The following is a 26514-nucleotide window of genomic DNA, read 5'->3' as shown; positions in this document are numbered from 1 at the left end:
ATATTGGCGGTCAGTGTCGCCACGCTAAACCAAAGTGGCGACGACGGACAGACTCACTTGTAAGCAAAAGTCGCGGGTCACGCGGCTTTTGGTTTTGGCGGAAACTTCGGTGCGTGCAGACCCAGCTGCATGCCTTGCTTGACCATGGCCATGATGTCTTCGTGGGCCAGGTCGAACAGGCGCTTGAGGTTCGGCAGGACAAAATACAGCGGTTGCAGGATGTCGATGCGATACGGCGTGCGCATCGCTTCCAGCGGATCGAAGGCCTGATGCTCGGGCTCGTCCGACAGCGAATAAACGGTTTCTTTCGGTGAAGACAGGATGCCGCCGCCGTAGATGCGTTTGCCTTGCGGGGTGTCGACCAGGCCGAACTCGATGGTCATCCAGTACAGGCGCGCCAGATAAACGCGTTCTTCCTTGGTGGCTTGCAGGCCGAGCTTGCCGTAGGTGTGGGTGAATTCGGCGAACCACGGGTTGGTCAGCAGCGGGCAGTGGCCAAAGATCTCGTGGAAAATGTCCGGCTCTTGCAGGTAGTCCAGTTCTTCACGGGTGCGAATGAACGTGGCCACCGGAAACTGCTTGCTGGCGAGCAATTCGAAAAAGGTCTGGAAAGGGATCAGCGCGGGAACGCGGGCAACCTGCCAACCGGTAGTCTCGCCGAGCACCTTGTTGATCTCGCCCAGTTGCGGAATGCGGTCGTGGGGCAGACCGAGTTTTTCGATACCGTCCAGGTATTCCTGGCACGCGCGACCCTCGATCACTTTCAACTGGCGGGTGATCAGCGTGTTCCACACCGCGTGTTCTTCGGCGGGGTAGTCGATAAAACCTTGCGCATCGGGCTCGCGGGCCACGTATTGCGTCTGCTTCATACTGCTCTCCTGCGAGGGGAATTTCGTTCTTGTTATGTCCTGCGATGGACTGAGAAATACCCCGGAACGTTCGTTGTTGCAGCAGGTTGAAGACTGGTGGAGTAGGAAAAGTCTCTTTAATTCGTAAAATTTTCGTTACGCTTCGTGCGATAAGTCGTGTTTGCGGTGACTGTCGGGTTTGAAAAGGCCGATGGCTGTCACATAATCTTGACGACTATCTTGCGCGCTGCGCAGAAAATTCCGGCGTCAGACCACCTCTTCACCTGTTTCGGGCCTTTATATGCGTATCAAAGTCCACTGCCAGAATCGCATCGGCATCCTGCGCGACATTCTCAATCTGCTGGTGGAGTACGGGATCAACGTCGCCCGTGGCGAGGTGGGCGGTGAGCATGGCAACGCGATCTATCTGCATTGCCCGAACCTGATCAACATTCAGTTCCAGGCATTGCGACCCAAGTTCGAGGCGATTGCCGGGGTGTTCGGCGTCAAGCGTGTAGGGCTGATGCCCAGCGAGCGGCGGCATATGGAGTTGAATGCGTTGCTCGGCGCGCTGGAATTTCCGGTGCTGTCGATCGACATGGGCGGCTCCATCGTCGCGGCCAACCGTGCGGCGGCGCAGTTGCTCGGGGTACGGGTGGACGAGGTGCCGGGGATTCCGTTGTCGCGTTACGCCGAGGATTTCGATCTGCCGGAACTGGTGCGCGCCAACAAATCGCGAATCAACGGCATGCGGGTCAAGGTCAAGGGCGACATCTTTCTTGCCGACATCGCGCCGCTGCAATCGGAACACGACGACAGCGAGGCCATGGCCGGTGCCGTGCTGACCTTGCACCGTGCGGACCGCGTCGGCGAGCGCATCTATAACGTGCGCAAACAAGAGTTGCGTGGCTTCGACAGCATCTTCCAGAGCTCGAAAGTGATGGCGGCGGTGGTGCGTGAAGCACGGCGCATGGCACCGCTGGATGCACCGCTATTGATTGAAGGCGAAACCGGCACCGGCAAAGAATTGCTGGCACGGGCCTGCCATTTGGCGAGTCCGCGCGGACAATCGCCGTTGATGGCGCTCAACTGCGCAGGGCTGCCTGAGTCGATGGCCGAGACCGAACTGTTCGGCTACGGCCCCGGTGCCTTTGAAGGCGCGCGCGCCGAAGGCAAGCTCGGGCTGCTGGAGCTGACGGCGGGCGGCACGTTGTTTCTCGATGGCGTCGGCGAAATGAGCCCGCGCTTGCAGGTGAAATTGCTGCGCTTTCTGCAGGACGGCTGCTTCCGGCGGGTGGGCAGTGATGAAGAGGTTTACCTGGATGTGCGGGTGATCTGCGCAACCCAGGTCGACTTGTCGGAGTTGTGCGCACGAGGCGAGTTTCGCCAGGATCTGTATCACCGCTTGAACGTGCTGTCGCTGCACATCCCGCCACTGCGCGAATGCCTCGACGGTTTGACGCCGCTGGTGGAGCACTTCCTCGATCAGGCCAGTCGGCAGATCGGTTGCCCGCTGCCGAAACTGGCACCGGCGGCGATGGACCGGCTCAGTCACTACCATTGGCCGGGCAACGTGCGGCAGCTCGAGAACGTGCTGTTCCAGGCGGTTTCGCTGTGCGACGGCGGCACAGTCAAGGCCGAGCACATTCGCCTGCCGGATTACGGCGTGCGTCAGCCGCTTGGCGATTTCTCCCTCGAAGGCGGGCTGGACGAGATTGTCGGGCGCTTCGAGAAAGCGGTACTGGAGCGACTGTATTCAGAGCATCCGAGCAGCCGGCAACTGGGCAAGCGGCTCGGGGTTTCGCACACCACGATTGCCAACAAGCTGCGTGAGTATGAAGTCGGCAAGGACGCGTCCGAGTGATCACGGCCGGATCGGGTGTTTGCCGCCAAGCGGCATGACACCGCCGGTTTTTCGACTTCGATACATTTCCCTCATCCTCGCAAAATCCCTCAAGTCCTTTGTTTACCGGGCCCTCAGCCGCCAGAAAAAAGTTGGTCTGCAAATTGCTTATGGCTCAGCAGTACAGCGGTGGGCGGCAAACGTCCGGCATGCAGAGGAAAGAGTGTGGACAAGTACCTTTATGTGGCAATGACCGGCGCCAGCCAGAACGCACTGGCGCAAAAGGCTCATGCCAACAACCTGGCGAACATCTCCACCAATGGTTTTCAGCGCGACCTGGAGCAGGCGCGTTCGATGCCGGTGTTCGGTGACAGCTTTCCGGCGCGTGCGTTTGCCATGAGCGAACGGCCCGCCACCGACTTCACGCCGGGCTCGCTGGTGCAGACCGGCCGTGACCTCGACGTCGCCGTGTCGGGCAACGGCTGGATCGCCGTGCAGAACCCTAATGGCGGTGAAAGCTACGTGCGCACCGGCAGCCTCAACATCGATGCCCTCGGCGTGTTGCGTGCCGGCAACGGCATGCCGGTCATGGGCAATGGCGGGCCGATCGCCGTGCCGCCGGAGCAGCAGGTGGAAGTCGGTGAAGACGGCACCATCAGCATCCGTGCGATGGGCGAGGGGCCGCGCGTCATGGCCGAAGTCGACCGGATCAAGCTGGTCAACCCGGACATCAAGAACATGAACAAGGGCCTGGACGGTTCGATTTACACCAAGGACGGCCAGCCTGCGCCGGCCGATGCCAACGTCAAACTGGTGTCGGGTTTCCTGGAGTCGAGCAACGTCAATGCCGTGGAAGAAATGACGTCGGTGCTGGCCCTGGCCAAGCAGTTCGAACTGCACGTCAAGATGATGAATACCGCCAAAGACGACGACCAGGCCATGGCTCGGGTCTTGCAGATCAGCTAATTATCAGAACGTCGCGCCGTAAAACAGGCGCACGAGGAGAATCGAATGCTTCCGGCTCTATGGGTTGCCAAAACCGGTCTGTCCGCCCAGGACACCAACCTGACCACCATTTCCAACAACCTGGCGAACGTGTCGACCACGGGTTTCAAACGTGACCGCGCCGAGTTCCAGGACCTGCTGTACCAGATCAAGCGTCAGCCAGGCGCCCAGTCGACCCAGGACAGCGAACTGCCGTCAGGTCTGCAAGTGGGTACCGGTGTGCGCATTGTTGGCACCCAGAAAAACTTCACCGCCGGCAGCCTGCAAACCACCGAGCAGCCGCTGGACATGGCCATCGACGGTCGCGGTTTCTTCCAGATCCTGCAGCCGGACGGCACCACGTCCTACACCCGTGACGGTACTTTCCACCTCGACTCCAACGGCCAGATCGTCAACGCCAGCGGTTTCGCCCTGGAGCCGGCGATTGTCATTCCGAACAACGCCCAGACCTTCACCGTAGGTCGTGACGGCACCGTGTCGATCACCGTTGCCGGCAACGCCGCGTCGCAAGTGATCGGCAACCTGCAAACCGCCGACTTCATCAACCCGGCCGGTCTGCAAGCGGTGGGCAACAACCTGTTCCTGGAAACCGCCGCTTCCGGTGCACCGCAAGTCGGTACTCCGGGCCTGAACGGTTTCGGCACCACCCTGCAGAACACCCTGGAAACCTCCAACGTCAGCACCGTGGAAGAGATGGTCAACATGATCACCACCCAGCGCGCGTACGAGATGAACTCCAAGGTGATCTCCACCGCCGACCAGATGCTCTCGTTCGTAACGCAGAATCTGTAATCAAGTCTATGAGGCGGCCATGAGGTCGCCTGCAACACCGTGAGGTAAGGGTCATGAAGCGCTTTGTATCTGTTGTGGCATTGAGTGGGGTCGTCTCGCTCGCGGGCTGCGTCGCTCCGACGCCCAAGCCCAATGATCCTTACTACGCCCCGGTGTTGCCGCGCACACCGTTGCCGTCGGCCGCCAACAACGGCTCGATCTATCAGGCCGGTTTCGAACAGAACCTGTACAGCGACCGCAAGGCGTTCCGGGTCGGTGACATCATCACCATCACCCTGAACGAGAGGACCCAGGCCAGCAAGAACGCCAACTCGCAGGTGGCCAAGAACAGCAAGACCGGCATCGGTCTGACGTCGCTGTTCGGCAGCAGTGCGACCACCAACAACCCGATCGGCAGCAATGACCTGAGCCTGAGCGCCAGCTACGAAGGCGACCGCGCGACCAAGGGTGACAGCAAGGCCGCCCAAGGCAACACCCTGACCGGTTCGATCACCGTGACCGTCGCCGACGTGCTGCCCAACGGCATCATCGCCGTGCGTGGCGAGAAGTGGATGACCCTCAACACCGGCGACGAGCTGGTGCGGATCGCCGGCCTCGTGCGGGCCGATGACATTGCCACCGACAACACCGTGTCCTCGACCCGGGTCGCCGATGCGCGCATCACCTACTCGGGCACCGGTTCGTTCGCCGATGCGAGTCAGCCAGGCTGGTTCGACCGTTTCTTCCTCAGCCCGCTGTTCCCTTTCTAGGTGGCTACGTTGAATTTCAGAAGTCTCATGGTGGCCGCGTTCCTGTTGTCGGCGGCCTTCAATGCACAAGCCGAACGGTTGAAGGACATCGCCAGCATTTCCGGCGTGCGTTCCAACCAGTTGATCGGCTATGGCCTGGTGGTCGGTCTTAACGGCACCGGCGACCAGACCACGCAGACCCCGTTCACCCTGCAGACCTTCAACAACATGCTCTCGCAGTTCGGCATCAAGGTGCCGCCGGGATCGGGCAACGTGCAGCTGAAAAACGTTGCGGCGGTATCGGTGAGTGCCGATCTGCCGGCGTTCGCCAAGCCGGGTCAGCAGGTCGATATCACCGTGTCGTCCATCGGTAACTCCAAGAGCCTGCGCGGCGGCACTCTGTTGCTGACCCCGCTCAAGGGTATCGACGGCAACGTCTACGCCATCGCTCAGGGCAACCTGGTGGTTGGCGGTTTCGACGCTGAAGGCCGTGACGGTTCGAAGATCACCGTCAACGTTCCGTCGGCCGGTCGCATCCCTGGCGGTGCGTCGGTCGAGCGTTCGGTGCCGAGCGGTTTCAACCAGGGCAACAGCCTGACGCTGAACCTCAACCGTTCCGACTTCACCACCGCCAAGCGCATCGTCGACAAGATCAACGACATGCTCGGCCCTGGCGTTGCCCAGGCCATCGACGGCGGTTCGATCCGTGTGACCGCACCGCTCGATCCGAGCCAGCGCGTCGACTACCTGTCGATCCTGGAAAACCTCGAAGTCGATCCGGGTCAGGCGGTGGCGAAGGTCATCATCAACTCGCGTACCGGCACCATCGTCATCGGCCAGAACGTGAAGGTGTCGCCGGCCGCCGTGACTCACGGCAGCCTGACTGTGACCATCACCGAAGACCCGATCGTCAGCCAGCCGGGCCCGCTGTCCAACGGCCAGACCGCCGTGGTACCGCGCTCGCGGGTGAATGCCGAACAGGAAGCCAAGCCGATGTTCAAGTTCGGCCCGGGCACCACTCTCGACGAGATCGTGCGGGCGGTGAACCAGGTCGGCGCAGCGCCGGGTGACCTGATGGCCATTCTCGAAGCACTGAAGCAGGCCGGCGCGTTGCAAGCCGACCTGATCGTGATCTGAGGACGGCGACCATGGATATGCGCAAAAGCGGTCTGGTCAGCAGCAGCGATTCGGGTTCGTACTCCGACCTCAATCGTCTGAACCAGCTGAAGGTCGGCGACAAGAACAGCGACGGCAACATGCGCAAGGTTGCGCAGGAATTCGAATCGCTGTTCCTCGGTGAAATGCTCAAGTCGATGCGTTCGGCCACCGAAGCGCTGGGCCAGGACAACCCGCTCAACACGCCGGCCGCCAAGCAGTATCAGGAAATGTACGACCAGCAACTGGCGGTTTCCATGTCCCGCGAGGGCGGTGGTATCGGTCTGGCCGACGTGCTGATCAAGCAGATGTCGAAGAACAAACCGATGGCGCCGGGCGAGGCTGCGGCCGCATCCGCCGCCAAGCAGGAAGAAGCCAAAGCCAAGGCCGCTGCCGTAGCCACGCCGATTGCCGCCGGCACCGTGGCCACCAATGGCCCGTTGTCGCGACTCAACGGCGAGCGTCCACTGTGGGCGTCGCGTTCGGTGCATGCGCCGAACACCGAACTGACCCATCGCAATGACATGGAAATGATCAACCAGCGTCGTCTGGCGTTGCCGCCGAAACTGGCGGATCGCTTGCTCGCAGGTCTGGTGCCGTCGGCCACGCCGGCAGCGGCCACTCAACTGCCGCAACGCGCCACGACCGCCGCTGTCACCGGTTCCGGCCCGCTGTACAACGGCGACTGGCTGGACCGTGCCGAGGCAGACAAGGCTTCCGGCGGGCAGATGCAGATTTACGGCCGAGCCATGGCGCAGATCCCGCTGGCACCCGCCAAGCGCGCGTTCAGCAATGCCGACCAGTTCGTCAACACCATGCTGCCGATGGCCCAGGAAGCCGCCGCCCGCATTGGCGTCGATCCGCGTTATCTGGTGGCTCAGGCTGCACTGGAAACCGGCTGGGGCAAATCGGTCATGCGCGCCCAGGACGGCAGCAGCAGTCACAACCTGTTCGGTATCAAGGCGAGCAGCAACTGGAAGGGCGATTCGGCCCGGGCGATCACCAGCGAGTTCCGCAACGGGCAGATGGTCAAGGAGACGGCCGAGTTCCGTTCCTATGCCTCGTACAAGGACAGCTTCCACGATCTGGTGACTTTGCTGCAGAGCAATAATCGCTATCAAGATGTGCTGAAGTCGGCCGATAACCCAGAACAGTTTGTACGCGAATTGCAGAAGGCCGGTTACGCGACCGACCCGAACTACGCGACGAAGATTTCGCAGATTGCCAGGCAGATGACGGTCAATCAGAACTACGCTGCGGCCGGCGTTCCAACAACGCCCTTATAAACACAAGGTAAGGTTTGAATCATGAGTTTGCTCAATATCGGGATGTCGGGGTTGAACGCGAGTTCTTCCTCTCTGGCTGTGACAGGTAACAACATTGCCAACGTCGACACCGCCGGTTATTCACGCCAGCAAACCGTGCAGGGCACCAAGTCCTCGATTCAGTACGGTAACGTGTTCATCGGTACCGGTACGACCCTCGCCGACGTGCGTCGGGTGTACAACTCCTACCTCGAATCGCAGCTGCACACCGCCACCTCGCTGAGCAGCGAAGCGGCCGCCTATGGCGCGCAGGCGACAGCGCTGGACGGTTCGCTGTCCGACACCAACACCGGCCTGACCGGCGTGTTGCAGAAGTTCTTCACCTCGATGCAAGGCGTATCGACCTCTGCCACCGACGACACTTCCCGTCAGTCGGTGCTGACCGGCGCGCAAGCCCTGACCAGCCGCTTCAACGCACTGGCCAAGCAGCTCAACGACCAGAACACCACGCTCAACGGCAACCTTGGCGACATGGCGGCCCAGGTCAACAAACTGGCCACCTCGATTGCCAATCTCAACCAGAAGATCGGCGAGATTTCCACCAGCGGCGGCCAGCCGAACGATCTGCTCGACACCCGTAACGAAGCCGTGCGCCAGCTCTCCCAGCTGGTCGGCGCGCAGGTCGTCGAGCGCGGCACCAGCTTCGACGTCTACGTCGGCAGCGGTCAGCCGCTGGTTGTCGGTAACACCACCAACACCCTGAGCACTGTGCCGAGCAAGGATGACCCGTCGCGCATGGGCATCCAGATGGATCGCGGTTCGAGCACCATCGACATCACTTCGGTGATCAGCGGTGGCGAAATCGGCGGTCTGCTGAGCTATCGCAAGGAAGTGCTCGACCCGTCGCTCAACGAGCTGGGCCGTGTAGCGCTGGTGATCGCTGACCAGGTCAACCGTCAGCAAGCCCAGGGCATCGACAAGAACGGTGACTTCGGCGCAGCGATTTTCAACAACATCAACAGTGCCGCGCTGATCAGTCAGCGCAGCATTGCCCAGGCGGGCAACAGCGCGGGTTCGGGCAACCTTGACGTGACCATCAAGGACACCGGCAAGCTGACCACCAACGATTACCAGGTCACTTTCACCAGCGCGACCAACTACACGGTCAAGCGCTCGGACGGCACCGACATGGGTTCGTTCAGCACCACGACCACGCCGCCTCCGGTCATCGACGGCTTCACCCTGGCCCTCAATGGCGGTGCCCTGAGCGCCGGTGACACCTTCAAGGTGACCCCGACCCGTGGCGCGGCCTCGAGCATCCAGACCGTGCTCACCGACCCGAAGAAAATTGCGGCGGCGGCACCGTTGACCGGCGTGGCCAGCACCAATAATTCCGGCACCTACACTCAGCCGACGCTGACCGACACCATCGATATCTACAACCCGACCTCCCAGGCCGAGTTGCAGAACGCGCTCAAGTATTCGACCCCGGTCAAACTGGTGTTCGGTGCGGTCGCCAGCGGCAGCCAGTCGTACAACATGGTCGACGCCAAGGGCAACACCATCGGCACCGGGACCATCGTGCCGGGGCAGGCCAACACCCTGAACCTGAAGATCGGCATGGTCGACTCCACCGGCGCACCGGTGATGGATACCAGCGTCACGCCGAACGTGCAGAAAACCTTCACCGTGCAGACCACCGTGGGCGCGACGCCGAAAGCCGGCGAAACCTTCACCATGAGCCTGACCGGCGCGGCGTCTTCGGACAACCGCAACGCCCAGGCACTGGTTGGTCTGCAGACCAAGCAGACCGTGGACACCGGCTCGGGCAGCAAGGGCATCAGCCTGACCGACGCCTACAACAAGCTGGTGACCAACGTCGGTACCAAGGCCGCTCAAGGCAAGTCCGACATCGAGGCCACCACCGCCATTCTGGATCAGGCGCAGGGCGCGCGTGATTCGCTGTCTCAGGTCAACCTGGACGAAGAGACCGGCAACCTGGTCAAGTATCAGCAGTACTACACAGCGTCTTCGCAGATCATCAAAGCTGCGCAGGAAACCTTCGCCACGCTGATCAACAGTCTTTAAGGAGTCGTAATTCATGCGCATTTCCACCGCTCAGTATTACGCGACGCAAGCTGCTCAATATCAGCGCAACTACAGCAAGGCTGTCGCGACCGCGAACGAAGCCAGCAGCCTGCAGCGCATCAACACCGCCGCCGACGATCCGATCGGCGCCGGTCGCTTGCTCAAGCTCGGTCAGCAGGCCGCGATGCTTGATCAGTACAAAGGCAACATCGACACCACCAAGAGCGCGCTGACCGTTCAGGAATCCACACTGAACTCCATCACCACTGCTTTGCAGCGCGCGAAGGAAATCGGTCTGGCCGCCAACAACGGCATCGCCACCGATAAGGACCGCCAGGCTTACGCCGCCGAACTGAGCCAGATCCAGCAACAAGTGCTGGGCCTGATGAACTCCAAGGATGCCAACGGCAATTACCTGTTCTCCGGCTCGAAGACCGATACCGCGCCGTACTCGCAGAACGCCGATGGCACCTACACCTACAACGGTGACCAGACCCAGATCAACCTGGGCATTGGTGACGGCCTGTCGGTAGCCACCAACACCACCGGTTGGGATGCGTTCCAGCAGACCATCAACACCAGCCGCACCCAGACCACAATGACGGCTCCGGCCGTCGATGACGGTCGCGTGGTGCTGACCAACGGTACGGTCGGCACCGCCGCCACCTACAACGCCAAGTTTACGGCCGGTCAGCCTTACACCGTGGACTTCATCAGCAGCACTCAGCTCAAGATCACCGATGCCCTGGGCAACGACGTGACTTCCGAGGCCAGCCAGAACGGTCTGATCAGCAACAGCAACGGCGCCAACCAGACGGTCAGCTTCCGTGGCGTCGACATGAAGTTGAACATCAACCTCAAGGCTGGCGATACCAACCCGGACGCGGTCATTGCCGGTCATAGCTTCCAGCTGTCGGCTTCGCCGGACTCGTTCACCGCTTCGCGCAGCCCGGGCAACCCGTCGACCGCGGTCATCACCGGTTCCAGCGTGACCAACCAGGCAGCCTACGACGCGGCTTTCCCGTCGGGTGGCGGCGCAGTCCTGAAGTTCACCAGCGCCACCGCGTTCGACCTGTACGCGGCGCCTGTCACTGCCGACAGCAAGCCGATCTCGTCGGGTACCGTGGCTGGCGGCAACGCCACGGCAGCGGGCGTGACCTTCGCCCTCGGTGGTACGCCGGCGGCCGGTGACCAGTTCTCGATCCAGTCCAACAACCACCAGACCCAGAACGTGCTCGACACCCTGGGCCAGATGGTCACGGCGCTGAACACCCCGATCGACGGTGATCCGGTGGCCAAGCAGAAATTCCAGGGTGCCATGGAAGCCGGCCTCGGCAACATCGACAGCGCCGCCAATCAGATCGGCAGCGCGGTGACGTCCATCGGTGCCCGTGGGTTGTCGCTGGATGACCAGAACACCACTAACGAGAGCCTGCAGCTGGCGAACTCCACCACTCAGGGCACGATCCGTGATTCGGATCCGGCCGAAGTGATGACCCGCCTGACCTTGCAGCAGACCATGCTGCAGGCCTCGCAACTGGCGTTCAGCAAAATCTCTCAGTTGGGCCTGTTCAACAAGATCTGAAGCCTGAGCGGGCGCGCAAGCGCCCGCTTGCTCTGACCGCTCTGTATCAATCGTCTTTTTTTGCGGTTTCAAAGGGCTCGCTGTTCCGGGCGGGTTCCCGCCGCTTGCGAGTCCGCCGTGAATTCACTCCCCCTTGTCAGCCTCGTCATCCCTGCCTTCAATCCGCGTTTTTTCGAACGAGCCTTGAACAGTGCCGTGAGCCAGAATTACGGCAATCTCGAAATCATTGTGTGCGATGACAATCGCGGCAACGAGATCCAGGACATCACAGCGTCAGTGAGCGAGCAGACAGGCGTGGCCGTACGCTACGTGCGCAATCCACGGACGCTGGGGCTGGTCGACAACCTCAAGGTCTGTCTTGAGCAGGCACAGGGCGAATTCATCAAGTTCCTGTGCGATGACGATTTGCTCTATTCGGCTTGCGTCGAGCAGCAGGTCCACGAAATGCGGCATGCCGAAGTCAGCCTGGTGGTGGCTCAGCGGCTGCTCTGGGATGCCAACGACATCATTCTGCCGGCGCGTATTGAAAACACCCCGTTGTCGCCAGTCAGCGCACTGCTCAAGGGCGACGATGTCCTGGGCATCTTTGAAAAATTCCCGGTCAATGTTCTCGGTGGATTCAGCAGTGCGCTGATGCGCCGCGCCGACGTTGTCGAGCTTTTGCCGGCGTTGACCGAGGAGGGTGCCTGCTTCGTCGCGACCCTGGATTTTGCCTTGTATGTCTGCCTGCTGCGGCGCGGCAACCTGGCGGTTTCCAACAACGTACTCAGCGCCGAACGTCTCTACCCGGAGCGTTTGAGTGCGCAGCAACCGATGAAGGATGCGGCAGAAGTCGAGCGCGAATGGATTTCGCAAATGCTCAAGGCGCGCAGTGGTGAGTCGGCGCCTGCGCCGGGGTGGGTGCGCTATGTGCCGCTGACCCGTGTCGAAGACTCGCCCCGGGTGTGGCAAGAGCTGCCCCTGAGCCGAACCCTTGGCTCCAAACAGAGCCGTCAGGAGTGGGGCGTAGGCGTCAACAGCTTCAGCTTCGGCGAACTCTACGCGCAGTGGCTGGCATGCCGGGTGCTCACCGAACAGCAGCGCCACTGGTTGCCGGAAACGCTTGCCAGCTGGCCGCAGCAGCCGCGGATTGTGCCGATCATCATTGACCGGCAGGGCAGTCGCGATGGTCTGGAGCGCACACTGGAGGCGCTCGCTGCCCAGGATTACCCGCCGGAACTGATCCTGGTGCTGTCCGTTTCGTGTCACGAGGCGACCCTCGACGGGCGCGTGTTTCACATGCCGTTGCAGGATGACGGACTGGAACAGATCAACACACTGCTGCCGCAGCTCGAAGGCGCCGACTGGTTCTATCTATTGCAGCCAGGTGATTGCCTCGTTGCGCCGGCGTTGTTGGTCATGGCCGACCGGATCGCGCACAGCCAGACCCTGACCTGTCTTTACAGCGACGAGGGTAGCCTGCGCACCGGCGAATCGGCGGAGCCTGCGTTCAAGCCGGACTTCAATCTGGATCTCATGCGCAGTTATCCCTACGTCGGGCGCGCCCTGGCGTTCAAGCGCGAGCGCTTTCTGGCGCTCGGCGGCTTTGCACCGGCGTTTGCCGAGCTGGCCCCCCATGATGTGCTGTGGCGGATGGTCGAGAGCGACGGCCTGAACGTTGTGGGACACATTGCTGAAGTGCTGCTGGAGTCCAAATTCGATCTTTCCCAATGGCTGACCGAATCGGCTGTCGTTGCGCAAAGTCCACGAATTCTCGAAGCGCATCTGCAACGGCTGGGGATTGTCCATGAAATCCGTCGTGGTGGCAGCGAGCTGCTGAATCGCGTGGATTATCACCATGCCCGACGCCCGCTGGTGTCGGTGGTCATTGTCACTCAGGACCAGACTGCTGCCGTGCAGCGCTGTGTGGAAACGCTGCTGGAAAAGACCGCTTATACCGAGTACGAATTGCTGCTGGTCGACAACGGCAGCGAAAGCGCTGAAGCGCGGGTATGGCTGGACGGCATGGCGCAACTGGGCAGCGACCGGATCCGCGTGCTGAGCTATCCGCAACAGGGCAATGCCGCCGCTGTGCACAACTTTGTGATCAGCCAGGTGCGTGGCGAGTATGTGTTGCTGCTCAACGCCTTTGCGGTGATTACCCAGGCCGACTGGCTCGATGAACTGCTCAACCATGCGCAGCGCCCGGAAGTCGGGGTGGTCGGTGCCAAGCTGTTCAATCCCGACGGCGGGGTGCTGCATGCTGGCCTGATTCTCGGTTTGAACGGGCCGGTCGGGCTGCCGTTCTATGGCCAGCCCATGCAGTCGGACGGGTACATGTTCCGCCTGCAGGCGGTCCATAACCTGAGTGCTGTCGGCGGCGATTGCCTGATGATTCGCAAGTCGGTTTTCGACGCTGCGGGCGGGCTCGACGAGCAGGACCTGAAGCAGTCGCTGAATGTCGTGGATCTGTGCTTGCGGGTTGGCCGCGAAGGCTACCTGGTGGTGATGAGTCCCCATGCCGTGCTGGCGGTGGGCGCGCGCCCAAGCGCTGCGGCGACGGCGGAAGACGAAGCGCTGCTCGCCGAGGAAAGGGACACGTTCTACCAGCGCTGGTTGCCGACCATTGCACGCGACCCGGCCTACAACACCAACCTGACGCTGCAGGGTGTGGGTGCCACCAACTTCAGTCTGGAACCTGGCTTGCGTACTGGGTGGAGTGCCTTTTCCAGGGCGCAGTTGCCGAATGTGCTGGTGGTGCCGATCAACGCCTCTGCCATCGGGCACTACCGCATGAGTCAGCCGATGATCGAGCTGCAGGCGGCCAACCGGGTCGAGGGGCGCATTTGCTACGGCTTGCCGTCGATCATCGATATCGAGCGTCAGTCGCCCGATGTGATCGTGTTGCAAGGGCGCTATTCGGAACACGCCATCGATGAAATCCCGCCGCTGAAAAAGTATTTCAATGCGCGGCGCATCTTCGAGCTCGATGACTATGTCATCGACGTTCCCCATCGCAATGCGCATATCCGCAACATGCCGAGCAAGCAGGACATGGAGCGTATGGTGCGACGCGCCATTGGTCTGTGTGATCGAGTGGTCGTGTCGACCCAGCCATTGGCTAACGTGCTGTCGGACATGCATCACGACATTCGTGTCGTACCGAACATGCTGTCCAAGGACTTGTGGAGTCACTTGCGCAGTCAGCGCCGTACCTCGAAAAAACCGCGGGTCGGTTGGGGTGGCGGTACCAGTCACCACGGTGACCTGGCCGTCATCGCCGATGTGGTGCGCGAGCTGGCCGACGAAGTCGACTGGGTTTTCTTCGGCATGTGCCCGGACGATCTGCTTCCGTACATGCATGAATTCCACGGTGTGATCGATCTGGAAATCTATCCGGCGAAACTGGCCAGCCTGAACCTTGACCTGGCCCTGGCGCCGCTGGAATTCCACGTATTCAACGACTGCAAAAGCAACCTGCGGCTGTTGGAATACGGTGCCTGCGGTTATCCGGTGATTTGCACGGACACCGAAGCGTATCGCGGTTATCTGCCGTGCACCCGGATCAAGACCAACAGCACGGACGAGTGGCTGCAGGCGATCCGCATGCACCTGGCCGACCCGGATGCCAGCTACCGAATGGGTGACGAGTTGCGCGAGGTAGTCCTGCGTGACTACGTGCTGCGCGGCGATAACCTGCGGTATTGGGAATATGGCTGGCTGGCGGACTGAGCCGCGCTCGACAACCGAAAAAAGGCGACCTGAAGGTCGCTTTTTTTTCGGCCGTGAAATGCGTATTTACATTAAATGCCGACGAATGTGTGCGCGGATTAAAGCTTTGGTTTTTCCCTGTCGATATCAACGTATTCCGCGATTTATCAGTGGGCCGTGGCGGGGTGTGATCGCCACGCACGCAGGGACAGATTCATAACAAGGCAAGGAAGAAGCAAATGGCTATCGTAAATGGAACGAGTGAAGCGGATGTCCTGATTGGCACCCAGGACAATGACGAACTCTATGGAATGGAGTCGGATGATCAGCTGTTGGCCAGCGGGGGATCGGACGTGCTGGACGGCGGTGAAGGGTTTGATACGGCGACCTATTACGGCATGAGTTCGGGAGTCGGTGTCGAGGTTGGTGCTGGCGCCGTTACGGTCACAGGGCCCGATGGCAAGGTCGACACGCTGGTGTCGGTGGAGAAGGTGGTCGGCAGTTTCTACAACGACACCTTTACCGCTTCCGTGGGTGGCGTGACGCTGGACGGCAGTGTGGGTGATGACGTGTACAACGTCACCGCCGAAGGCGTGACCCTGATTGAAGAAAACAACGGTGGCTACGACGAACTGCGCACCAGCCTGAACACCGTCAAGATGGACCCGTTCATCGAGAAGCTCACCTTCACCGGTACCGGCGATTTCAAGGGTTACGGCAATGCCAGTGACAACGAGATCATCGGCGGCGCAGGTAACGACTGGCTGTGGGGTGGCGCCGGCGCTGATCACTTCGTGGGTGGCGAAGGCTTCGATACTGTCAGCTATTCCGACAGCCTCGAGGGTGTGAGAGTCCAGGATTTCGAGAACTACGATGCATTGACCATCGCTGCTGGCGACACCTTCACCGGCATCGAGGCGATTCAGGGATCGAATTTCGATGACGTGGTGTATCTGCTCGATAACGCCATGATCGTGGATGGCGCCGATGGCTACGACACCGTGAGCTACCGCCACTCCTTTGATGGCGTCAGTATCGGCATTGGTCAGCAAGCAGGTGCGGATGTCACGTTGCTGAACGTCGAGAAAGTCATCGGTACTTCGTTCGATGACCGATTCACCGCCAACGTCGCGGGCGTGACGCTGGAAGGCGGAAGAGGCGACGATGTGTACATCATCAACAGCGCCGGTGTGAGCATCGTCGAGACGGACCTCTTTGGTGGTACCGACCACGTGTACACCAGCCTGTCGTCGATGCACATGGATCCGTTCATTGAAAAAATGACGTATACCGGCACCGCAGACTTCACGGGCTACGGTAATGACGGGGACAACGTCATCGTGTCGGGCGCCGGCAATGACGTCCTGTACGGCGGCGCGGGTGCCGATCGCTTCGAAGGCGGAGCCGGTGTCGACACCGTCAGCTACGAAGACAGCACTGAGGGTTTGAGCGTCTCCCTCGGCTGGGGCCCGCAGAGCGGTATCGCCCTCTACGACACGTACATCGACATCGAAAACCTGCGTGGCAGCGATTTCAATGACGTGCTGCAAGGTGATTGGGGCGACAACATTCTGGAAGGCGGAGCTGGCGACGATTTCATTCAGGGTGGCGGGGGTGCGGACATTCTTTATGGCGGCCTGGCATCCGGTCTGGATGGCGAGGCGCCGCAGAACGATACGCTGATTGGTGGCGATGGCGATGACACCTATGTGGTGAATGCCCCCGGCCTGGTATCCATTCAGGATATGGCCAGCAGCTACAACGACACCCTGATCATGAACACCATTGCCAACCTCAGCCAGTTGAGCGTCACGCGTGTCGGCGACGATGCCTACCTGCACGGCGCCAATGACGGCAGCAGCGGTGTGCCGGCCAATGGCGTGAAACTGGTGGACTGGTATGTGGGTGGGTACAACAACATCGAGCATCTGCAGACCGCTGACGGTCAGGTCTACGACCTGCCGGCCACGATCGATGGATTCGCGATGTTTGGCTGATCCGTCTGATTGATTGAAGCTGCTCGATGAAAGGGATGAGTCCGGCAACGGATTCATCCCTTTTTTCATGCCTGCATTTCCTCGCCGACACAGGGTCGGCGGAGCTGGCGCGTTTCCTGCAAGTCCCCCTCAAATCGCCATAAAACGAGCGCTCGCGGTCATTCACCTGCGCCCGGACTGGCAAAGGTTCAGCCGCAAAGGCCTGCAACAGCGAGGCCAAGCCCTGTGACGTAGAAGAGGGGAGACGATGAAGGCAGTTATTTTGGCGGGTGGCCTCGGCACGCGCATCAGTGAAGAGTCGCACCTCAAGCCCAAGCCAATGATCGAGATCGGCGGCAAGCCAATTCTCTGGCACATCATGAAGCAGTATTCCGCCCACGGAATCCACGACTTCGTGATCTGCCTCGGCTACAAGGGCTACGCGATCAAGGACTTCTTCGCCAACTACTTCCTGCACACCTCCGACGTCACGTTCGACATGCGCAACAACCGCATGGACGTTCACCAGAACTACAGCGAGCCGTGGAGCGTCACCCTGATCGACACCGGCGAGGAAACCATGACCGGTGGCCGTCTGCTGCGTGCCGGCCGTTACCTCAAGGATGAAGAGGCGTTCTGCTTCACCTACGGCGACGGCGTCTCCGACATCAACATTGCGCAGCTGGTCGACTACCACAAGGGCCACGGCCGTCTGGCGACCGTCACCGCCGTGCAGCCGCCGGGCCGCTACGGCGCCCTCGAGCGCCATGGCGATCAGGTCCTCGGCTTCACCGAAAAACCGCGCGGCGACGGCGGCTGGATCAATGGCGGCTTCTTCGTGCTGTCGCCAAAAGTGCTGTCGTATATCGCTGGCGACGAAACTACCTGGGAAGCGGAGCCATTGGCTCGCCTGGCCCAGGACGAACAACTGAAAGCCTTCGAGCACGAAGGCTTCTGGCATCCGATGGACACCCTGCGCGACAAGAACCATCTCGAAGCACTGTGGCAGAGCGGGGAGGCCCCATGGAAGCAATGGGCCTGAGTCCTGAGTTCTGGCGCGGCAAGCGGGTTCTGGTCACCGGGCACACCGGTTTCAAGGGCAGCTGGCTGACCCTGTGGCTGCAAAGCCTCGGTGCGCAAGTCAGCGGTTTTTCCCTCGACCCGTCGACCGAGCCGAGCCTGTTCGAACTGGCGCGCGTGAGCGAAGGCATCAACGATCAGCGCGGCGATCTGCGTGACCTCGGCGCCTTGCTCGAGATCATCGCCGACAGCGAGCCGGAGATCGTCCTGCATCTGGCGGCCCAGCCGCTGGTGCGTGAGGGTTATCGTGATCCGCTCGGCACTTATTCGAGCAACGTCATGGGCACCCTCAACCTGCTCGAAGCGATTCGCCAGGTCGGTTGCGTGCGGGCCTGCGTGCTGGTGACCACCGACAAGGTCTACGCCAACAAGGAATGGCTGTGGCCGTACCGCGAAGACGAAGCTCTCGGTGGCCATGACCCTTACAGCAGCAGCAAGGCCTGCTGCGAGTTGCTGGCGCAGTCTTACGCGGCATCGTTCTTCCCGGCCGACAAGTACGCCGAGCACGGTCTGGCCCTGGCCACCGCGCGCGCCGGCAACGTGTTGGGCGGCGGTGATTTCGCCCCTGAACGGCTGATACCCGATGTACTGAAAGCCTGGTCGGCCGACGAGCCGGTGACCCTGCGTTACCCGCAAGCCGTGCGCCCGTGGCAGCACGCGCTGGAGCCGCTGGCCGGCTACCTGCAATTGGCCGCCGGCCTCTATGAAGACGGCCCGGAATATGCTGGCGCGTGGAACTTCGGCCCGGGTGAGGCGGACATGTGCAGCGTCGGCGAAGTGGTCGAACTGCTCGCCAACCGCTGGCCTCAGGCCCGTGGCCTGCGCCTCGAAAAGAGTGACCTGCACGAAGCCGGTCTGCTGCGCCTGGACAGCAGCCGCGCCCGTCAGGTGCTGGGCTGGCAACCGCGCTGGACGTTGCAGCAATGCCTGACCCAGACCCTCGACTGGCATCTGGCGTGGCAGAACGGCGACGACATGCGCACCGTGACCCTCGGCCAACTGAATCTTTACCGGGGCGCGCTGTGAGCGAGTTTTCCTTGAAACCGTTGCCGCTGGCCGGGTTGTTCAGCGTCCAGCACAAACGCTTCGAAGATCAGCGCGGGCACTTCGCCCGACTGTTCTGCGAAGGCAGTCTGAAGGCGTTCGGCAGTGAATTTCACATTCGTCAGATCAACCATTCCTGCACACGCGAGAAGGGCAGCGTGCGCGGTCTGCATTACCAGAACGCCAATGCGCCGGAAGCCAAACTGATCACCTGCCTGCGCGGTGAAGTGTGGGACGTGGCGGTGGACCTGCGCCCGGACTCGGAAACCTTCCTGCACTGGCACGCCGAGCACCTGAAGGCCGGTGACGGACGCAGCCTGCTGATTCCGGCCGGTTTCGCTCACGGTTTCCAGACCCTCACCGAAGACGCCGAACTGCTTTATCTGCACAGCGCCGATTACGCGCCGGAGCACGAGGGCGGCCTGTCGGTGAACGATCCACGGCTGGCGATTGCCTGGCCGTTGCCTGTCAATAATTTGTCAGCGCGTGATTCCAGCCATCCCGCGCTCGATCAACACTTTGCTGGAGTGCGTCTATGAACTGCCGTGGGTGCGCCGCACCGCTGAGCCTGCCGCTGATCGACCTCGGCACCTCGCCACCGTCCAACGCCTATGTGCATGCCGATCGGCTGGAGCAGGCCGAACAATGGGTGCCGCTGAAGGTCGCCGTGTGCCAGCAATGCTGGCTGGTCCAGACCGAGGATTACACCTCCGCCGACAGCCTGTTCGATGCCGAGTACGCCTACTTCAGTTCGTTCTCCAGCACCTGGCTGGCCCACGCCGAGCGTTATGTGGCCGAGATGGTCGAGCGTTTCGGCCTGACCGCCGACAGCCGCGTGGTGGAAGTCGCTGCCAACGACGGTTACCTGCTGCAGTACGTGGCCGGTCGCGGCATTCAGTGCCTGGGCGTCGAGCCGACCCGTAGCACCGCGCAGGCGGCCCGGGAAAAAGGCCTGGAGATTCGTGAACTGTTCTTCGGTCGCGACACCGCCGCGCAGCTGAAAAGCGAAGGCTGGGCCGCCGACCTGATGGCTGCCAACAACGTGCTCGCTCACGTGCCGGACATCAATGATTTCCTCGGCGGTTTCGCCACGCTGCTCAAGCCGACCGGCGTCGCCACCTTCGAATTCCCGCAACTGCTGACGCTGATGGCCGGCGCGCAGTTCGACACGCTTTATCACGAACACTATTCCTACCTGTCCCTGACTGCCGTGCAGACGCTGTGTGAACGCAACGGTCTGGAAGTGTTCGACGTCAGCCATCTGACCACCCATGGCGGATCGCTGCGGGTGTTCGTCCAGCGCAAGGACGGCGAACGCCGCGCCGTGCAGCCAGCGGTGCAACAGCAGTTGCAGGCCGAGCTCGACGCCGGGGTGAAAACCACCGGGTACTACGCGACGCTGGCGCCGGCTGCCGAACGTATCAAGCATGATCTGCTGCGTTTTCTGTTGCAGGCCAAGGCCGACGGCAAGCGTGTGGTCGGTTACGGCGCTGCTGCCAAGGGCAACACCTTGCTCAACTACGCCGGGGTCAAACCGGATCTGCTGGCCTGGGTCGCCGATGCCAACCCGCACAAGCAGGGCAAGTTTCTGCCGGGTAGCCGCATCCCGATTGTCGCGCCGGCGCAGATCGATATCGAGAAGCCGGATTACGTGCTGGTGCTGCCGTGGAACCTGCTGCACGAAGTCAGTCAGCAACTGGCCCAGGTGCGTCAGTGGGACGGTCGTTTCGTGATCGCCGTGCCTGAGTTGAGCGTGCTGTGAAGGTTCTGGTCACCGGAGCCACGGGCTTCGTCGGTCGTCATCTGGTCGCAGCGTTGCTGGCCCGTGGCTGCACGGTGCGGGCGGTTGCGCGCGACGCGCAGAAAGCCGCGGACATGCCCTGGATCAATGACGTCGAGTTCGTGAGCGCGGATATTCACGCGGCGGATCTGGATATCGGCGCGCTGACCGAGGGTGTCGATGCACTCGCGCACCTGGCCTGGCCGGGGTTGCCGAACTATCGGGCGTTGTTCCATTTCGAGCACAACCTGATGGCCGACTATCGCTTCATCAAAGGCGTGGTAGAGGCGGGCGTGAAGCAGGTGCTGGTGACCGGCACGTGCTTCGAGTACGGCATGCAGAGCGGTCCGTTGAGCGAACAGAACGACGCGCAGCCGGCCAATCCTTACGGTCTGGCCAAGCACACGCTGCACCTGTTTTTGCAACATCTGCAGCAGGAGCATCCGTTCACCCTGCAGTGGGCACGGCTGTTCTACCTGCACGGCGCCGGACAGAACCCCAACAGTCTGTTGGCGGCGCTGGACCGGGCAATCGATGCCGGCGATGCGACGTTCAACATGTCGGCCGGTGAACAGCTGCGCGATTTTCTGGCGATTGAAACGGCCACCGCGTACCTCGCCGCGATCCTGCACAAGCGCGATTTCGACGGCACGATCAACTGCGCCAGCGGCCAGCCGGTTTCGGTGCGGGCGCTGGTCGAACAGCGCGTGCAAGAGCGCGGCGCGACCATTGGCCTGAACCTCGGCCACTATCCGTATCCGACCCACGAGCCGCTGGCGTTCTGGGCGGTGACCGAGCGCTTGCAACAGTTATTGGGAGAGCCGCAATGAGGCACGAGTTGTATCGGGTCACCGACCTGCCGGTGCTGCAGAACCGCACCTTTGCCGATCCCGAATCGGCGAAGGCATCGGCCCGCGCCGACATGTTGCTGGTGCAGGATGAGCGCAGCGGTCTGATCTTCAATGCGGCGTTCGACGCCGACAAGCTCAGCTACGACGCCGACTACCAGAACGAGCAGGCGCATTCCGGCCAGTTCCAGAAGCACCTGAGCGATGTCGAAGGCATCATTGCCCGGCACTTCAAGGGTCAGGAACTGATCGAAGTCGGCTGCGGAAAAGGCTATTTCCTCGAGTTGCTCAAAGGTTTGGGCTACCGCATCACCGGCATCGATCCGGCCTACGAGGGCGAGAACGCCGACGTGATCAAGGCCCCGTTCACCCGAGGCCTGGGCCTGGAGGCGGACGCCATCGTGCTGCGTCATGTGCTGGAGCACATTCAAGATCCGCTGGGTTTTCTGGCGGTGATCGCCGAAGCCAATCAGGGTGGCGGGCAGATCTACATCGAAGTGCCGTGCTTCGACTGGATCCTCGAACACCGCGCCTGGTTCGATCTGTTCTACGAGCACGTCAATTACTTCCGTCTCGATGACCTGCGCCGGATGTTCGGCACCGTGCACGAGGCCGGTCACCTGTTCGGTGGCCAATACCTGTACATCGTCGCTGACCTTGCCACGTTGCGCCTGACCCCGGAACAACCGGTGCCACGCCTGGCGTTGCCGGACGATTTCACCGCCAGCCTCGAGCGCGCGGTGCAGATCATCCAGGGTGCACCCGAGCAGGGTTCGGCGATCTGGGGCGCCTCGTCCAAAGGCGTGATCTATTCGCTGTTCCTGCAACGCGCCGGCGTGGCGGTGGATCGCGTGGTGGATATCAACCCGGCCAAGCAGGGGCGTTACCTGCCCCTGAGCGGCGCCCGGGTGTCCTCGCCGCAAGAGGCGATGGACGCCTTGCCCGAGGGTGCCAACCTGTTTGTGATGAATTCCAATTACCTCGAAGAGATCAAGCGGATGACCGGTGGACGTTACGTCTATCACGCCGTCGACAGCGCTTCGTTTCAGTGACCCTTGAGATTTTGAAAATGACCGACAACAGCATCAACAAAGCTTTCGAAGCCGAATGCCGCGAGCAGATCGCCCAACAGGGTGACGACCAGAAACTCACCGGCCTGGCCCGTGATTTCTTCAACGAATCGGCCAAGCACAAGTACAGCTACCACTTCTCGTGGATGGGCCGTCCGATCATCCAGCTGCCGCAAGACATGATGGCGATGCAGGAAATCATCTGGCAGGTGAAGCCGGATCTGGTCATCGAGTGCGGCATCGCCCACGGCGGTTCGATCATCTACTACGCCTCCCTGCTGGAACTGCAAGGTCACGGTGAAGTGCTGGGCATCGATCTGGACATTCGTCCGCACAACCGCGAAGCCATCGAAAGCCACCCGATGAGCAAACGCATCAAGATGATCGAAGGTTCGAGCATCGACCCGGCCATCGCTGCCCAGGTTCGCGCGGCGGCTGAAGGCAAGAAAGTCATTCTGGTGCTCGATTCCAACCACACCCACGACCACGTGCTCGAAGAGCTGCGCCTCTACGCGCCACTGGTTTCGGTCGACAGCTACTGCGTGGTGATGGACACCGTGGTTGAAGACATGCCGGCCGACTTCTTCCCGGATCGTCCATGGGGCCCGGGCGACAACCCGAAGACCGCCGTGTGGAAATACCTGGAAGAGAACAAGGATTTCGAGATCGATGTTCAGCTGCAGAACAAGCTGCTGATCACTGTGGCGCCGGACGGCTATCTGCGTCGCGTTCGTTAATTCGCAACATCACCAAAGCGTTGTCTCGGCGAGTCGCCGGTTGTGGAGAGAAGTTATGCAAGGCAAGTTCAGTTCTGAATTGACGCTACCGCTCAACGAGCTGTTGACCGTGGTGCTGATTACGCACAATCGTCCGGCGTTCCTGCGTCGGGCGGTGAAGTATTACAGCAGCTTGCCCTGCAAAATCATGGTGCTGGACTCCACGATCGAGCGGCCCGAGGGGGATTTTTCCGCCGTTGATTATCACCACGTGCCGCAGTTTGCCTACTGGGGCATGCAGGCCAAGCTGGCTTACGGTGTCGAGCGACTGACCACGCCGTACATGGTGCTGGCAGCCGATGACGACTTCATCCTGCACGATTCGCTGGCCGAGTCCGTGAGCTTCCTGCACGCGAACCAGGACTATGGCATGTGCCACGGCTATTGCCTGATGTACCTGACGCTGACCAACGGCGTGAACTACTACCGTCGGGACAAGAAGGTTCAGGAAGACTACGCGTCGGAGCGGGCTCAGGATCGGGTTATCGATTACATGAGTCAGTACATCCCGCCGTTCTATGCGGTGACGCGTACCGACCTGATGAAAACCTGGCACTCGGCATTGCCGGCCGGCACCAATTTTCAATGGCAGGAAATCGGCCACGTGTATTTCCTGCTGGCCAGTGCCAAGGCACGGATTCTGCCGATTCCCTATGTGGTCCGCGAGATCAACTACGGCGTCTCCGAGCACAACACCGATGTGTTCCATTCGCTGACCTACGTCGATAGCAAATCGGTCGCCGAGCGAGAGGCCTTTGCCGAGTTCCTCACCTCGTTGCCTTGCGCTATCGAAGGGCTGGACGCCATGCAGGCCAAAGCGTTTGCGCTGGAAAGTTTCGACGCGATGGCCGAGAGCCTGCGCAGCGGTCGTGCACTGACCGCGGAACTGATTTTCGAATCGGTCTGGAGTCAGGAAAAGAAGGTGCCGGATCGTCGTTTCGGGCCGCTGCAGTACGTCGAAATGCCTTTCTACAACCAGGCGTTTTTCGACCGTCTGGAACAGTTCGAATTCATGCTTCACGCCATGCCGGCCGGTCGCATTCAGCTGGAAGGGCTGGAGGGCGTATGGACGCGTCAGGCGCACTTGCTGCAGGCGCGCAATAACGACACGGCAGAAAGCGTGACTGACCGGTTGTGGCAAGCGCACGACCTCAATGCGTTCAACCAGACGGTCGTCAAACGCCTGTCGACGCAACTGCAGGCGTCGGATGAGGACGAAGCGGCGCATGCCCTGAACGACTGGATCGCTCGCCTCGAGGCGTTTGCGGACGATGACCAGCAGGCCATGTTCGACAAAACGAAGTCCGGTCGCCTGCTCAAGTGGCTGGCTGCCCGCGAGCCGTCCGCCGAACAATCGCAGGCGATTGCCCGTCACCTGGCGGTCAACGGCGGCGGCCCGCAGTTCGGTATTTTCCTGCTGGACCTGGATAACGACATCGACAAGTTGCAGGTCTCGCTCGACAGCCTGCTTGAGGGCCACTGCAAAGCGTTCAGGATTGTCGTGTTCACCACCGGTGAAGCGCCGAGCGCGACCACCGCGCAGAACACCCTGCACTTTGTCCGCGTGACCCAGAGCAACTTTGTCGACAAGCTCAATCAGAGTGCCCAGCAGTCGCCTTGCGACTGGCTGTTGCTGGCACAGGCCGGCGATCAGTTCACCGCCAGCGGGTTGTTGCGCGCCAGCCTGGAACTGATGGACGCGGCCCAGATACGTGCAGTCGCCACCGACGAGATCCAGCGCCAGGAGAGCGGCGCGCTGGTTGACGTGTTCCGCCCGGGTATCAATCTTGATCTGCTGCAAAGCGTGCCGTCGCTGATGGCGCGTCACTGGCTGGTCCGTCGCGACGTCCTGCTGGATGCGGGTGGCTATCAGGCCGACTTCAACAAGGCGCTGGAACTGGACTTGCTGCTGCGCATCATCGAGCAGGGTGGTCTGGACGGTCTGGCACACCTTGACGAACCCTTGCTGATCACTCAGGCAGTGGCCCCGGAAGAGAATGCCCACGAGCGTCAGGCCTTGCTGCGCCATCTGGGTAATCGTGGCTACAAGGCCAAGGTCAACTCGACCCTGCCGGGTACCTGGCAGATTGATTATCGTCATGCCGAGCAGCCGCTGGTGTCGATCATTGTGCCGGTCATCGATGATGTGCGTGCGTTGCAGCGCTGCCTGGAAAGCGTGGTGCTCAAGACCCGCTACAGCCGCTTTGAGGTCCTGGTGGCGGCCAATCCGAATTCGTCCGCCGAGGTCAACGATTGGCTGGGCTCCCTGCAGCACGCCAAGGTGCGCGTGCTGCGTGCCGATCAGCCGTTGTGTGATTCAGCGCTGTGCAACGCCGCCAGCGGGCAGGCGCAAGGCGATTATCTGGTGCTGTTGGCGGCGGACAGTGAGGTGGTCAACCCGAACTGGATCGACTTGCTGCTCAACCACGCACTGCGGCCGGAAGTGGGTATCGTCGGTGGCAAACTGGTGAGCCGCGACGGCAAGGTTGCTCAGGCCGGCTTGATCCTCGGTCTCAACGATGGCGTCGGTTCGCCGTTCATCGGCGAGAAGCACAGCGCCGAGGGTTACATGCAGCGCCTGGCCGTCGAGCAGAATTACTCGGCCGTGTCCAAGGTCTGCCTGATGATCGGCAAAGAGCTGTTCAATGCGCTGGGCGGTCTCGATGAAGTGACGTTCGCTGAAGGCTTCAGCGATGTCGACCTGTGCCTGAAGGCGGGTCAGGCCGGCTATCTCAATGTGTGGACGCCACTGGTGCAGGTGCTGCACACCGGCGAGCTGCCGCAGGCACCGCAAGCCCTGGCGGCCTTGCGTGAAAAATGGAGCACGGCCTTTGCGCAGGATCCGGCCTACAACGCCAACCTGGCGCTGAACGGCAAAGGCTTTACCCTGGGCGAAAATACCTCGATCAATTGGGCACAGTTGCTCGCTTGAGCCTGCCGG

19 protein-coding genes are annotated in these 26514 nt (G+C 61.3%); 18 read left to right on the top strand and 1 reads right to left on the bottom strand.

The genetic code is table 11. The annotated features are described in order from the left end of the window. Positions 1-77: 77 nt before the first annotated feature. Positions 78-869: a phenylalanine 4-monooxygenase gene (gene phhA / locus GQX66_RS27095; protein WP_011333014.1), complete on the bottom strand. Its 792-nt coding sequence runs from the start codon at positions 867-869 to the stop codon at positions 78-80. A gap of 280 nt (positions 870-1149) precedes the next feature. On the opposite strand from phhA, the gene GQX66_RS27090 reads away from it, so the two are divergent. The 18 genes from GQX66_RS27090 (at position 1150) to GQX66_RS27005 (ending at position 26505) form a co-directional block, all read left to right on the top strand. Next, positions 1150-2712, top strand: a complete 1563-nt coding sequence (locus GQX66_RS27090; RefSeq protein ID WP_011333015.1) for a sigma-54-dependent phenylalanine hydroxylase transcriptional regulator PhhR — start codon at positions 1150-1152, stop codon at positions 2710-2712. Positions 2713-2916: 204 nt separating this feature from the next. Next, positions 2917-3657, top strand: a complete 741-nt coding sequence (locus tag GQX66_RS27085; protein ID WP_007958343.1) for a flagellar basal body rod protein FlgF — start codon at positions 2917-2919, stop codon at positions 3655-3657. 45 nt (positions 3658-3702) lie between these two features. Then, complete coding sequence (gene flgG, locus GQX66_RS27080; protein ID WP_007958342.1) at positions 3703-4488, top strand: flagellar basal-body rod protein FlgG; 786 nt, start codon at positions 3703-3705, stop codon at positions 4486-4488. Positions 4489-4541: 53 nt separating this feature from the next. Then, a complete protein-coding gene (gene flgH / locus GQX66_RS27075) occupies positions 4542-5237 on the top strand; it encodes a flagellar basal body L-ring protein FlgH (RefSeq protein ID WP_085605729.1) in 696 nt (231 codons plus the stop codon). Between the two features lie 27 nt (positions 5238-5264). Then, positions 5265-6353 (top strand): flagellar basal body P-ring protein FlgI, encoded by a 1089-nt coding sequence (locus GQX66_RS27070; protein WP_039765528.1) that lies wholly within the window; start codon positions 5265-5267, stop codon positions 6351-6353. Positions 6354-6364: 11 nt separating this feature from the next. After that, the gene (gene flgJ, locus GQX66_RS27065; protein WP_134022238.1) at positions 6365-7657 is read left to right on the top strand and encodes a flagellar assembly peptidoglycan hydrolase FlgJ; all 1293 of its coding nucleotides are present in this window, start codon (positions 6365-6367) and stop codon (positions 7655-7657) included. A gap of 21 nt (positions 7658-7678) precedes the next feature. Next, on the top strand, positions 7679-9724 hold the full coding sequence (gene flgK, locus GQX66_RS27060) for a flagellar hook-associated protein FlgK (protein WP_085747132.1): 2046 nt from the start codon (positions 7679-7681) through the stop codon (positions 9722-9724). A 13-nt stretch (positions 9725-9737) separates the two neighbouring features. Then, a complete protein-coding gene (locus GQX66_RS27055; protein WP_102717454.1) occupies positions 9738-11309 on the top strand; it encodes a flagellar hook-associated protein 3 in 1572 nt (523 codons plus the stop codon). A 117-nt stretch (positions 11310-11426) separates the two neighbouring features. Next, positions 11427-15020: a glycosyltransferase gene (locus GQX66_RS27050; protein ID WP_240872043.1), complete on the top strand. Its 3594-nt coding sequence runs from the start codon at positions 11427-11429 to the stop codon at positions 15018-15020. 218 nt (positions 15021-15238) lie between these two features. Next, positions 15239-16996 (top strand): calcium-binding protein, encoded by a 1758-nt coding sequence (locus tag GQX66_RS27045; protein WP_240872042.1) that lies wholly within the window; start codon positions 15239-15241, stop codon positions 16994-16996. Between the two features lie 247 nt (positions 16997-17243). After that, positions 17244-18017 carry a glucose-1-phosphate cytidylyltransferase gene (rfbF, locus tag GQX66_RS27040; protein ID WP_007958332.1) on the top strand — a complete coding sequence of 258 codons (774 nt, stop codon included), beginning with the start codon at positions 17244-17246 and terminating at the stop codon, positions 18015-18017. Next, on the top strand, positions 17999-19081 hold the full coding sequence (gene rfbG, locus GQX66_RS27035) for a CDP-glucose 4,6-dehydratase (protein ID WP_240872041.1): 1083 nt from the start codon (positions 17999-18001) through the stop codon (positions 19079-19081). The genes rfbF and rfbG overlap by 19 nt, the downstream gene beginning before the upstream one ends. Beyond that, positions 19078-19638 (top strand): dTDP-4-dehydrorhamnose 3,5-epimerase, encoded by a 561-nt coding sequence (gene rfbC, locus GQX66_RS27030; RefSeq protein ID WP_007958330.1) that lies wholly within the window; start codon positions 19078-19080, stop codon positions 19636-19638. Before rfbG ends, rfbC begins: the two co-directional genes overlap by 4 nt. Further along, a complete protein-coding gene (locus tag GQX66_RS27025) occupies positions 19635-20861 on the top strand; it encodes a class I SAM-dependent methyltransferase (RefSeq protein ID WP_240872040.1) in 1227 nt (408 codons plus the stop codon). The genes rfbC and GQX66_RS27025 overlap by 4 nt, the downstream gene beginning before the upstream one ends. Continuing rightward, a complete protein-coding gene (locus GQX66_RS27020; protein ID WP_240872039.1) occupies positions 20858-21709 on the top strand; it encodes an NAD(P)-dependent oxidoreductase in 852 nt (283 codons plus the stop codon). Before GQX66_RS27025 ends, GQX66_RS27020 begins: the two co-directional genes overlap by 4 nt. Then, on the top strand, positions 21706-22779 hold the full coding sequence (locus GQX66_RS27015; RefSeq protein WP_085747125.1) for a class I SAM-dependent methyltransferase: 1074 nt from the start codon (positions 21706-21708) through the stop codon (positions 22777-22779). The genes GQX66_RS27020 and GQX66_RS27015 overlap by 4 nt, the downstream gene beginning before the upstream one ends. A 17-nt stretch (positions 22780-22796) precedes the next feature. Then, positions 22797-23534 (top strand): cephalosporin hydroxylase family protein, encoded by a 738-nt coding sequence (locus tag GQX66_RS27010; protein ID WP_007958324.1) that lies wholly within the window; start codon positions 22797-22799, stop codon positions 23532-23534. Between the two features lie 55 nt (positions 23535-23589). Continuing rightward, entirely contained in the window at positions 23590-26505 is a 2916-nt protein-coding gene (locus GQX66_RS27005; RefSeq protein WP_240872038.1) for a TIGR00180 family glycosyltransferase, read from the top strand. Positions 26506-26514 lie beyond the last annotated feature (9 nt).

This window comes from Pseudomonas sp. B707 (genome assembly GCF_022496685.1).
Taxonomy (GTDB): Bacteria; Pseudomonadota; Gammaproteobacteria; order Pseudomonadales; family Pseudomonadaceae; genus Aquipseudomonas; species Aquipseudomonas paraglycinae.
This window is presented reverse-complemented; position numbering and strand designations above follow the sequence as displayed.